Raw genomic sequence first — 12,183 nt, forward strand, 5'->3', positions numbered from 1 at the left:
GCGACAAACCGCCGCTCGGAGCCTAGCCGTGCGTCATGCGCTTCAGGAGGTTGGTGCGCCAGTAGAACTGGTGAACCAGAACGGCGGCGACATGGCCGGCGATCAGCACCCACATCAGCACCTTGAACGGGCCGGAATGCAGCTGCCCGGCCGGCTGCGCGCCGAAGTAATAAGCGGCGATGCCGGAAAGCGGCAGGACGAAGAACAGGGCGTAGAAGGTGAAATGCGCTACCTTCGCGGCGATCTGAAACGGCCGCGGCTCTTCGTCCGGATGCGGCGGCACGCCTTGGAAAAAGCGCAGACAGAGACGCAGGACCGCAAGCAACAGGATGGCGAAGCCGACATAGGCATGGATATTGGCCGAAGAAATCTGATCCGGCGTCAATGTTTCGCCCCGTCGCATCAGCCGGTAGGCATGGGCCATGGCGTCGGGAAACAGCAGATTGAAGAGGATCAGAAGCGCCATTGCCCAATGAATGGCACGCTGCGGAAGGGAAAAGGAAAGTTGACTGGAAGATGCCATTTTATTGCCTTTTATCAAAAGGTTAGACAGGCTATGGCACGAGTATGAAAAACCCCGGCCTGCATGGCAAGCCGGGGTTCAACAGATGACTGAAATTTAATATTCGAACGTTGGGCTCAACGCCGATCACATGTGGATCGGCTTGAAGAACGTCGCAAGTGCTGCTTCCTTGACGGCTTCCGACATGGTTGGGTGCGCATGGCAAGTGCGGCCGAGATCTTCCGAAGAACCGCCGAACTCCATCAGCACGGTGATCTCGTGGATCATTTCGCCAGCACCGAAACCGACGATGTGGCCGCCGAGAACCCGATCAGTTTCCTTGTCGGCAAGGATTTTCACGAAACCATCCGTCACCTGCATGGCGCGAGCGCGGCCATTGGCGGTGAAGGGGAACTTGCCGACCTTGTAGGCGATGCCAGCGGCCTTCAGTTCCTCTTCAGTCTTGCCGACGGAAGCGATTTCCGGCTGCGTGTAAACGACTGCCGGAATGACGTCGTAGTTCACGTGGCCACGCTGGCCGGCGAGGATTTCGGCAAGCGCAACGCCCTCGTCTTCGGCCTTGTGCGCCAGCATCGGGCCCCTCACCACGTCGCCGATCGCATAGATGCCATCGACATTGGTCTTGAAATGGCCATCGATTTCGACGCGACCGCGGCTGTCCAGCACAACGCCTGCTTCCGCAAGGCCGAGACCTTCGGTGTAGGGCTTGCGGCCAGTGGAGATCAGCACGACATTCGCTTCCAGCGTTTCGGCAGCGCCGCCCTTAACCGGCTCGAACACCACCTTTGCACCGGCGGCGGTCTTTTCAACGGCCGTCACCTTGGCGCCGAGCTTGAAATCGAGACCCTGCTTGGCGAGCAGACGCTGCGACTGCTTGGAAACTTCGCCATCCATGCCGCCGAGAATGTTGTCGAGATATTCGACGACGGTGACCTTCGCGCCAAGGCGCGACCAGACCGAACCGAGCTCGAGGCCGATGACGCCACCGCCAACGACGATCAGCTTTTCCGGAACCTTGGAAAGGGCGATTGCGCCGGTGGAGGACACGATGACGGTTTCATCGATATCGACCTTGACGCCGGGAATGCCGGCAACGTCAGAACCGGTGGCGATGACGATGTTCTTCGTCTCGATTTCCTGGGTCTCACCCTTGTCGTTGGTGACGGAAACCTTGCCGGCGGAAACCACCTTGCCGGTGCCCTGGAAGGCATCGATCTTGTTCTTCTTGAACAGGAAGGAGACGCCGTCGACATTGGCCTTCACCACACCGTCCTTGTGCGCCATCATCTTCTCAAGATTCAGCTTCGGTGCTGCAACTTCGATGCCGAGCGAATCGACGCCGTGGGCGACATGGGCGAAGGTTTCGGACGCATGCAGCAGCGCCTTAGAGGGGATGCAGCCGACATTGAGGCAGGTACCGCCATAGGTCGCGCGCTTTTCGATGACGGCGACCTTGAGGCCGAGCTGTGCCGCCTTGACCGCGCAAACATAACCGCCGGGGCCTGTGCCGATTACAACTACATCATATGCCATGTTCGTTTTCCTGATTGATGTCGGGCAAGATGCGGGATCATTGCCCTGCTTGCGTTTGACCTGAAACTCAGGCCGCTTTTTCCGTTGCGAGTTTTATACCGAGTGCGATGAAGACCACACCGCTGGTGCGGTCGATCCATTGGCTGGCGCGCTGAAATGCGGCGCGCATGCGTGGCGTCGTCATGAACAGGCTGACACCGACGAACCACAGGATGAGGCAGCTTGCCATAACGAGACCGTAGCCGAATTTGATGGCGACCGGCGTGTGGGCGTGAACCACCGTCGAAAAGATCGACAGGAAGAAAAATACCGGCTTGGGGTTGAGCGCATTGGCGGCAAAACCGAGCGTGAAAGCCTTCAGGGCGGTCTGGCTGCTCTTCATCTGAACGCCTGCCTCACCTTCCGCGGTGGGCAACTCGGTCTTGCCGGCGCGCAGCGCCTTGATACCGATGTAGATGAGATAGGCAACGCCGAGCCATTTGACGATATTGAAGAGATAGATCGACTGGGAAATGATGAGGCCAAGTCCGAGGATCGTATAGGTGACATGGAACATCAACGACGTTCCCACACCGAAGCTGGTGATGATGGCCTGTTTGCGCCCATGCACCATGGCCTGACGCATCACCATCGCAAGATCAGCCCCGGGGGAGATGATCGCGAAGGAGAAGATCGCCATCAGGGATGCGAGTTCGATGAGATATTGATGCATAGGCTCAACCTCAGATCAGCGCGACAAGCATGAGGACCAGACCGCCAAGGGAAACGACCCACGCGATCGACCGCACATAGGGAACGCCTGCAAGATAAAGCGGGATGTAGACGAGGCGCGCCACGGTCCATATCCAGCCGCCCGTCAGCCCCCAGCCTGAGGCATCGCCGACGATCGCAAGAGCGAGAACCAGACCGACGAAAGCCGGATAGGTCTCCCGAAAATTATCCGAGGCGCGCTGCGCGCGTCCCGCAAAAACCCCTTTGAAATCCAGACGCACATCACGCGCGCCCGCATTCCAGGCAAGGCCAACTTCCCGCGTGGCGGACATGGCCTGAAGGCAGATATGCAGGAGAAGAAGAATAACGCTGAGCGCCAGCAGGAACACGAAAGGTCCATTCCCGCCGGCCAGGTTTTCCATCCCTCTTCTCCCCTATCCAGTCTTAGAGATCGAGAACCAGACGTTCCGGATCTTCCAGGCTCTCCTTGACGCGAACGAGGAAGGTCACGGCTTCCTTGCCGTCAACGATACGGTGATCGTAGGAGAGCGCAAGATACATCATCGGACGGATGACGACCTGACCGCCGATAGCGACCGGGCGCTCCTGGATCTTGTGCATGCCGAGGATACCCGACTGCGGTGCATTGAGGATCGGCGAAGACATCAGCGAGCCGTAGACGCCACCATTGGTGATGGTGAAGGTGCCGCCCTGCATGTCGGCCATGCCGAGCGAACCGTCGCGGGCTGCCTTGGCGAGGCGGCCGAGTTCCTTTTCGACGCCGGCGATGGAGAGCTGGTCGGCATCGCGGATGACGGGAACGACGAGACCCTTGTCGGTGCCGACAGCCATGCCGACGTGACAATAGTTCTTGTAGATGATGTCCGTGCCGTCGATTTCAGCGTTGACGGCCGGCAGTTCCTTCAGCGCGTGGGTGACGGCCTTGGTGAAGAAGCCCATGAAGCCGAGCTTGACGCCATGTTTCTTCTCGAACACGTCCTTGTAACGGTTACGCAGGTCCATGACCGCACTCATGTCCACTTCGTTGTAAGTGGTGAGCATGGCGGCGGTGTTCTGCGCATCCTTCAGGCGACGTGCGATCGTCTGGCGCAGACGGGTCATCTTCACGCGCTCTTCGCGAACCTGATCCTGCTCGGCCGAAACCGGACGGGGAGCAGCAACCGGTGCCGGGGCGGCGGCAGGCGCCGAAACACCCTTGGCGACGGCGGCAAGAACATCGCCCTTCAGAACCTGGCCACGCTTGCCGGAACCGTCGACCTGATCGGCAGACAGGTTGTTTTCAGCAAGCAGCTTGCCAGCGGCGGGTGCCGGCGGCATGGCGCTGGCAGCCGAAGCAGCAGGTGCCGGTGCGGCAGCGGCCGCAGCGGCAGGCTTTGCCGGTTCTGCTGCCGGTGCGGAGGTCGCAGCGCCGGCGGCACCTTCGGCGATCTGGCCGAGAAGCGCGTCGAGACCGACGGTCTCGCCGTTCTGCGCAACGATTTCGGTGAGAACGCCGGACGCAGGCGCCGGGACTTCTACGGTAACCTTGTCGGTTTCCAGTTCAACGAGCGGTTCGTCGGCCTTGACGGTATCGCCGACCTTCTTGAACCAGATGCCGACGGTCGCTTCGCTGACGGATTCGCCGAGGGTTGGTACGCGGATTTCAGTGGCCATGATCTAGTTCCGTTATTCAGGTGTCTTTTTTGCGGGGCGATGCGGGAGAGTTCTCACTCTCCCAGCGCGTCTTCCAGGAACGCAGCAAGCTGCGCCAGATGCTTGGACATCAGGCCGGTCGCCGGAGAGGCGGCAGCCGGACGGCCCGTGTAACGGACCTTCTGGTACTTGGCGTCGATATGCGCCAGAACCCACTCCAGGTAAGGATCGATGAACGACCACGCACCCATGTTCTTCGGCTCTTCCTGGCACCAGACCATCTCCGCATTGCGGAAGCGCGACAGCTCGTTGATGAGAGCCTTGGCCGGGAACGGGTAAAGCTGTTCGACGCGCAGCAGGTAGATATCGTCGATGCCACGCTTTTCGCGTTCCTCGAGCAGATCGTAATAGACCTTGCCCGTGCACATGACGACGCGGCGGATCTTCGAATCCTTCTGCAGCTTGATCGGACCGTCCTTGATGACCTCCGCATCGTCCCACAGGAGACGGTGGAAGGAGGACTCGCCCGCCAGTTCGGCCAGCGAAGAGGTGGCGCGCTTGTGACGCAGCAGCGACTTCGGCGTCATCAGGATCAGCGGCTTGCGGAAGTCACGCTTCACCTGGCGGCGCAGGATATGGAAGTAGTTTGCCGGCGTCGTGCAGTTGGCAACCTGCATGTTGTCTTCAGCGCACATCTGCAGCCAGCGCTCCAGACGGGCGGACGAATGTTCCGGACCCTGACCTTCGTAACCATGCGGCAGAAGGCAGACGAGACCGGACATGCGCAGCCACTTGCGTTCACCCGAAGAGATGAACTGGTCGAACACCACCTGCGCGCCGTTGGCGAAGTCGCCGAACTGGGCTTCCCAAAGGGTCAGCGCATTCGGACGGGCCAGCGAATAGCCATATTCGAAACCAAGAACGGCTTCTTCCGAAAGCATCGAGTTGATGACTTCGTAACGGGCCTGGGTCGGCGAAAGGTTGGCGAGCGGAATATAACGCTCTTCGGTTTCCTGATCGTAGAGAACCGAATGACGCTGCGAGAAGGTGCCGCGTTCGCAATCCTGACCGGAAAGACGAATCTTGTGGCCGTCGGCAACGAGCGAACCGAAGGCAAGCGCTTCCGCCATTGCCCAGTCGATGCCTTCACCCGTCTCGATCATCTGCGAGCGGTTTTCCATGAAGCGCTGGATGGTGCGGTGGGCGCTGAAACCTTCCGGAATGGTCGACAGCTTCTTGCCGATTTCCTTGAGCTGCTTCATCGGCACGCCGGTCTTGCCACGACGCTGCTCATCGGCATTGTCGGCGGCGCGCAGACCCGACCACTGACCATCAAGCCAGTCGGCCTTGTTCGGCTTGTAGGACTGGCCTGCCTCGAACTCCTGCTCAAGATGAGCGCGCCAGTCGGCCTTCATCTTCTCGAATTCGCCTTCGCTGATCAGACCTTCGGCGATCAGACGGTCGGCATAGATGCGAGCGACCGTCTTGTGAGCGCGGATGACCTTGTACATCTTCGGCTGCGTGAACGCCGGCTCATCGCCTTCGTTATGGCCGAAGCGGCGGTAGCAGAACATGTCGATGACGACAGGCTTGTGGAACTTCATGCGGTATTCGGTGGCAACCTTGGCCGCATAGGTCACCGCTTCCGGATCATCGCCGTTAACATGGAAGATCGGCGCTTCGATCATCTTGGCAACGTCGGACGGATAGGGCGACGAACGCGAGAAGGCCGGGTTCGTCGTGAAACCGATCTGGTTGTTGATGATGAAGTGCATGGTGCCGGCAACGCGGTGACCGCGCAGGCCGGAAAGGCCGAGAATTTCAGCAACCACGCCCTGACCCGCAAAAGCGGCGTCGCCGTGCAGAAGCAGCGGCAGCACCTTGGCGCGTTCGGAAAGCGGAATGATATCGCCGTCCCAAACCTTGGCCAGCTGGTCCTGCTTGGCGCGGGCCTTGCCCATGACGACAGGGTTGACGATTTCAAGGTGCGACGGGTTAGCCGTCAGCGACAGGTGAACCTTGTTGCCGTCGAATTCGCGGTCGGAAGACGCACCGAGGTGGTACTTCACGTCGCCCGAACCTTCAACGTCGTCAGGCTTGAACGAACCGCCCTTGAATTCGTGGAACACGGCGCGGTGCGGCTTGCCCATGACGTTGGTCAGAACGTTCAGGCGGCCACGGTGGGCCATGCCGAGAACGACTTCTTCCAGGCCTTCCTGGCCGCCGCGCTTGATGATCTGCTCGAGCGCCGGGATCAGCGATTCACCGCCATCGAGGCCGAAACGCTTGGTGCCCTTGAAACGCACGTCGAGGAACTGCTCGTAACCTTCGGCTTCGACCAGCTTGGACAGAATGGCCTTCTTGCCTTCAGCCGTGAAGGCAACGCCCTTGTCCGGACCTTCAATGCGCTCCTGAATCCAGCCTTTTTCTTCCGGGCTGGACATGTGCATGAATTCGACGCCGATGGTGGAGCAGTAGGTGCGCTCCAGAATATCGATCATCTCGCGCACCGTCGCATATTCAAGGCCGAGCACGTTATCGATGAAAATCTTGCGGTCGTAGTCGCTTTCCTCGAAGCCATAGGACTTCGGTGACAGCTCGTTGTAATCTTCAACCGCGACCGCGATGCCGAGCGGATCGAGCTTGGCGTGCAGGTGGCCGCGCATGCGGTAGGCGCGGATCATCATGATGGCGCGAACGCTATCACGGGTCGCCTGCAGCACTTCGGCTTCGCTGACCGGCTTGCCGGTGTCGGCGCTCTTGGCCTCAGCCTTCGCCTGAACCTTCTTTTCGATGGCCTTTTCGACCGTGGCCCAGTTGCCGTCGAGTGCGGAAACCAGTTCGCCATTTGCCGGGATAGGCCAGTTGGCGCGCTTCCAGGAGGCGCCCTTGGCCGCCTTCTTCACGTCTTCCGGATTATCGGACAACGCCTTGAAGAAGCTCTGCCACTCCGGCGACACGGAAGAGGGGTCCTCTTCGTACCGGGCATAGAGCTGCTCGATATAGGCTGCATTCGCGCCGTCCAGAAACGACGTGATCTGAAACTGCTCGTTCGCTTCTTGCCTTGCCATTGTGTTCTTGCGGACTTGTCCGTCCGCCTCCTCGATGCCGTTAGGGCCGTTCGCCGGCCTGCCGCTTTGATTATTGCTGTCTGCCGCCGGGGCGGTATGCCGTCTGTCTGTCTTCTTGCGGCATCGGGCAGCGCAGCGTTGAAGCCGCGCCGCCCGTTACCGGTCTCATGTGGTCTCAGCCCTTGAGGACTTCAACCAGCGTCTTGCCGAGGCGCGCCGGGGAAGGCGAAACCTTGATGCCGGCTGCTTCCATGGCTGCGATCTTGGACTCTGCGTCACCCTTGCCGCCGGAAACGACAGCACCGGCGTGGCCCATGGTGCGGCCCTTCGGAGCGGTGCGGCCTGCGATGAAGCCGGCCATCGGCTTCTTGCGACCCTTCTTGGCTTCGTCGATCAGGAACTGTGCCGCATCTTCTTCAGCCGAGCCGCCGATTTCGCCGATCATGATGATCGACTGCGTGGCTTCGTCAGCGAGGAACATTTCCAGCACGTCGATGAACTCGGTGCCCTTGACCGGGTCGCCGCCGATGCCGACAGCCGTCGTCTGGCCGAGGCCTTCGTTGGAGGTCTGGAACACGGCTTCGTAGGTGAGCGTGCCGGAGCGCGAAACGATACCGACCGAACCCTTGCGGAAGATGGAGCCCGGCATGATGCCGATCTTGCATTCTTCCGGCGTCAGGATACCCGGGCAGTTCGGGCCGAGCAGGCGCGACTTGGAACGGTCGAGGCGAGCCTTGACGCGGACCATGTCCATGACCGGGATACCTTCGGTGATGCAGGTGATGAACGGAATTTCCGCATCGATGGCTTCGATGATGGCATCTGCTGCACCTGCCGGCGGAACATAGATCACGGATGCGTCTGCACCGGTCTTTTCCTTGGCTTCGGCAACCGTTGCGAAGATCGGCAGGCTTTCGCCCTTCGATCCGGTCCAGGTTTCGCCACCCTTCTTCGGGTGAATACCGCCAACCATCTGCGTGCCGTAGTAGGCAAGCGCCTGTTCGGTGTGGAAGGTACCGGTCTTGCCGGTCAGACCCTGAACGAGGATCTTGGTGTCTTTATTAACGAGAATAGACATTATTTCCGGTCCCTCAATTAGCCGTTGATCGCCGCGACGATCTTCTTGGCTGCGTCGTCCAGATCGTCAGCAGCCGTAATCGCAAGGCCCGATTCGTTCAGGAGCTTCTTGCCAAGTTCGACGTTGGTGCCTTCGAGGCGAACAACGAGCGGAACCTGCAAACCGACTTCCTTCACCGCGGCGATAACGCCTTCGGCGATGACGTCGCACTTCATGATGCCGCCGAAGATGTTGACGAGGATACCCTCGACCTTCGGGTCAGCCGTGATGATCTTGAAGGCTGCAGCAACCTTCTCCTTGCCGGCGCCGCCGCCGACGTCGCAGAAGTTAGCCGGCTCTTTGCCGTAAAGCTTGATGATGTCCATCGTCGCCATGGCAAGACCTGCACCATTGACCATGCAGCCGATGTTGCCGTCGAGCGCCACATAAGCGAGGTCCCACTTGGAGGCTTCGATTTCCTTGGCGTCTTCTTCGGTCTCGTCGCGCAGCGCCTTGACATCGTCATGGCGGAACAGCGCGTTGCCGTCGAAGGACATCTTGGCGTCGAGAACGCGCAGATGGCCATTTTCCATGACGATCAGCGGGTTGACTTCGAGGAGCGCCATGTCCTTCTCGTTGAAGGCCTTGTAGAGGATCGGGAAGAGCGACTTGGCATCTTCCGCGGCAACACCCTCAAGCTCGAGAGCCTTGGAGATCGCAGCAACGTCGGCGTCGGTTACGCCCTTTTCCGGGTTGATGGCGATGGTGTGGATCTTTTCGGGCGTGTCGTGGGCGACAGCCTCGATGTCCATGCCGCCTTCGGTGGAAACCACGAATGCGACCTGGCCGACGGAACGGTCAACCAGCAGCGAGCAGTAAAGTTCGCGGGCAATGTCGGCGCCGTCTTCGATGTAGAGACGGTTGACCTGCTTGCCGGCGTCGCCCGTCTGGGCCGTTACCAGCGTGTTGCCGAGCATGTCCTTGGCATGGGAAACGACTTCGTCGATCGACTTCGCCAGACGAACGCCGCCCTTGGCGTCGGGGCCGAGTTCCTTGAACTTGCCCTTGCCGCGACCGCCAGCGTGAATCTGGCTCTTGACGACGTAAAGCGGGCCGGGAAGCTGCTTTGCAGCAGCTTCGGCTTCTTCGACCTTGAGGATGGCGACGCCTTCAGCAACCGGCGCGCCGTAGCCCTTCAGAAGAGCCTTGGCCTGATATTCGTGAATATTCATGGAATAATCCCTGTTTGGAGCCGCTTGGAGCTATTACTTCAGCGACGGAGCGATGTTGACGCAGGCTTCGCAAAGACCAGCGACAGCGCCGACGGATTTCTGGAAGGCGGCCTCTTCTTCCTTGTTCAGTTCGATCTCGATGATGCGCTCGATACCGCCGGCACCGATGATGGTGGGAACGCCGACATACATATCGTCAACGCCATACTGGCCCGACAGATGGGCAGCGGCGGGCAGAACGCGCTTCTTGTCCTTGAGGTAGGATTCAGCCATTTCGATCGCCGAAGCAGCCGGAGCGTAATAGGCGGAACCGGTCTTCAGCAGGCCGACGATTTCCGCGCCACCGTCACGGGTGCGCTGGATGATCTGCTCGAGGCGCTCGGCGGTCAGCCAGCCCATCTTGACGAGATCGGTCAGCGGAATGCCGCCAACGGTGGAATAACGTGCAAGCGGCACCATCGTGTCGCCGTGACCGCCGAGAACGAAGGCAGTGACGTCCTGAACCGAAACGTTAAATTCTTCAGCCAGGAACAGGCGGAAACGCGCGCTGTCGAGAACGCCGGCCATGCCAACGACCTTGTTCTTCGGCAGGCCGGAGAACTTCTGCAGGGCCCAGACCATGGCGTCGAGCGGGTTGGTGATGCAGATGACGAAAGCGTTCGGGGCATATTTCTTGATGCCGGCGCCGACCTGTTCCATGACCTTGAGGTTGATGCCGAGCAGATCGTCGCGGCTCATGCCGGGCTTGCGGGCAACACCGGCGGTGACGATGCAGACGTCTGCGCCTTCGATGGCGGCGTAATCGGAAGCGCCGGAGAGCTTTGCATTGAAGCCTTCAACCGGGCCGGACTGGGCAATATCCAGACCCTTGCCCTGCGGGATGCCGTCGGCGATGTCGAAGAGGACGATATCGCCCAGTTCCTTCAGGCTGGCGAGATGCGCCAGCGTGCCGCCGATCATGCCAGAACCAATAAGTGCAATTTTTTTGCGAGCCATCGAATGCTTCCTCTTGAGCTTCAATTCAATTTCACCGCGCCAAACCGGCAGCCAAATTGTCGCACTTCGATTAGCCCCATTGGCCAAAATTGGCAACAGATTCTTTTGTGGTGAATATTTTCAATCGTTTAGATCATTATTTTCTTACGTAAACGTAAGAAAATGCGTCACGAAAGTGTCAAACTTTCTGCCGTTTCTCGTGGTGTAGCGCCAGATAATCAGCACTGCGCATTTCAAACAGGCGCGAGGCAGTGCGATCGAATTCGAAACCTTCCGTCCCCTTGCGCTTGCCGAGCAGGTCTTCCGGCATGGCCGCGGCAGAAGCGAAAAGCCTGACGCTGTGATCGTAAAGCGCATCGATGAGGATGATGAAGCGCTTGGTCTCGTTACGCTTGTCCGCGCTCAGGAACGGGATATGGTCAACGAAGACCGTATCGAAACGGTTGGCGATGGCAAGGAAGTCGGAAGCGCCGAGCGGCTTTTCGCAAAGGTCGGAAAAGGAAAAACGGGCAATTCGGCCGCTGGCGCGCGGCACCAGAATGGAACGGCCCTTCATGGGGATCTCGGTTGGCGCAACGAGATGACCGGCAATCATGTGCCGCCAGGCCATGTCCATCGCCTGATCCGCTGAGCCGTCAAGCGGCGTGACGTAGACCGGCAGGCTTTCCAGCTTCTCCATCCGGTAGTCTGTCGGGCTATCCAGCGTTACCACTTCGACATGCTTCTTCAGCAGATCGACAAAGGGCAGGAACAGGCCGCGATTGAGACCGTCCTTGTAGAGATTATCCGGCGCGACGTTGGAGGTCGTCACCAATGTACAGCCATTGGCGAATAGCTCGCTGAACAGGCGCGCGAGGATCATCGCATCGGCAATATCCGTGACGGTGAACTCATCGAAGCACAGAAGTTCGGCTTCCGCCAGAAGCTGGGCGGCGACGGGCGGAATGGGATCGGCCTGTTTGGTTTCGCCATTCTTCAGTTTCTGCCGGTGTGCATGCACGCGATTATGCACATCCGCCATGAATTCATGAAAATGGCAGCGCCGCTTGGAAGAGACGGGCGCCATCTCGTAAAACATGTCCATCAACATCGTCTTGCCACGGCCGACGCTGCCATAGACATACAATCCCTTGACCGTCGTTGCCGGGCCGGACTTGCGGGCGAACATCCAGCCGAGCGCGCTCTTTTTCTTGGCGGGCTTGCGTGCCTTCAGATCGGCAAGAATACGGTCGAGATGCGCCGCCACGCCAAGCTGGGCAGCATCGGCCTGCAGAGTGCCAGCTGCCGTCAATGCGTTGAGCTGTTCAACGACACTATGATTGTAATCAGGCAATGGCTTCATGAAAAAGCGCCTCGGTCGCGGGCGCAACAAAGCACCCGCGAGGAATGGAATGGCTCACAACAAGG

The 12,183-nt window shown here is 59.6% G+C and carries 10 protein-coding genes; all 10 read right to left on the minus strand.

Going from position 1 to position 12,183, the window contains the following annotated elements:
• Nucleotides 1-22 precede the first annotated feature (22 nt).
• The 10 genes from QD336_RS09805 to zapE all read right to left on the minus strand — a co-directional run bounded on the left by QD336_RS09805 (nt 23) and on the right by zapE (nt 12,118).
• On the minus strand, nt 23-523 hold the full coding sequence (locus QD336_RS09805; RefSeq protein WP_499170459.1) for a cytochrome b: 501 nt from the start codon (nt 521-523) through the stop codon (nt 23-25).
• Nucleotides 524-649: 126 nt separating this feature from the next.
• Nucleotides 650-2,056: a dihydrolipoyl dehydrogenase gene (lpdA, locus tag QD336_RS09810; RefSeq protein WP_499170460.1), complete on the minus strand. Its 1,407-nt coding sequence runs from the start codon at nt 2,054-2,056 to the stop codon at nt 650-652.
• A 67-nt stretch (nt 2,057-2,123) separates the two neighbouring features.
• The gene (locus QD336_RS09815) at nt 2,124-2,768 is read right to left on the minus strand and encodes a LysE family translocator (protein WP_499170462.1); all 645 of its coding nucleotides are present in this window, start codon (nt 2,766-2,768) and stop codon (nt 2,124-2,126) included.
• 10 nt (nt 2,769-2,778) lie between these two features.
• Entirely contained in the window at nt 2,779-3,189 is a 411-nt protein-coding gene (locus tag QD336_RS09820; RefSeq protein WP_269346945.1) for an MAPEG family protein, read from the minus strand.
• A 22-nt stretch (nt 3,190-3,211) separates the two neighbouring features.
• On the minus strand, nt 3,212-4,441 hold the full coding sequence (gene odhB / locus QD336_RS09825) for a 2-oxoglutarate dehydrogenase complex dihydrolipoyllysine-residue succinyltransferase (protein WP_499170464.1): 1,230 nt from the start codon (nt 4,439-4,441) through the stop codon (nt 3,212-3,214).
• Between the two features lie 53 nt (nt 4,442-4,494).
• The gene (locus QD336_RS09830) at nt 4,495-7,491 is read right to left on the minus strand and encodes a 2-oxoglutarate dehydrogenase E1 component (protein ID WP_269346942.1); all 2,997 of its coding nucleotides are present in this window, start codon (nt 7,489-7,491) and stop codon (nt 4,495-4,497) included.
• A 175-nt stretch (nt 7,492-7,666) separates the two neighbouring features.
• The gene (gene sucD / locus QD336_RS09835; protein WP_127756557.1) at nt 7,667-8,569 is read right to left on the minus strand and encodes a succinate--CoA ligase subunit alpha; all 903 of its coding nucleotides are present in this window, start codon (nt 8,567-8,569) and stop codon (nt 7,667-7,669) included.
• A 17-nt stretch (nt 8,570-8,586) separates the two neighbouring features.
• Complete coding sequence (sucC, locus tag QD336_RS09840; RefSeq protein ID WP_269346938.1) at nt 8,587-9,780, minus strand: ADP-forming succinate--CoA ligase subunit beta; 1,194 nt, start codon at nt 9,778-9,780, stop codon at nt 8,587-8,589.
• A 33-nt stretch (nt 9,781-9,813) separates the two neighbouring features.
• Nucleotides 9,814-10,776, minus strand: a complete 963-nt coding sequence (mdh, locus tag QD336_RS09845; protein WP_065114269.1) for a malate dehydrogenase — start codon at nt 10,774-10,776, stop codon at nt 9,814-9,816.
• Between the two features lie 178 nt (nt 10,777-10,954).
• Nucleotides 10,955-12,118 (minus strand): cell division protein ZapE, encoded by a 1,164-nt coding sequence (gene zapE / locus QD336_RS09850; protein ID WP_499170466.1) that lies wholly within the window; start codon nt 12,116-12,118, stop codon nt 10,955-10,957.
• Nucleotides 12,119-12,183 lie beyond the last annotated feature (65 nt).

The organism is Rhizobium sp. BR 250, assembly GCF_047445855.1.
GTDB lineage: Bacteria > Pseudomonadota > Alphaproteobacteria > Rhizobiales > Rhizobiaceae > Agrobacterium > Agrobacterium tumefaciens_I.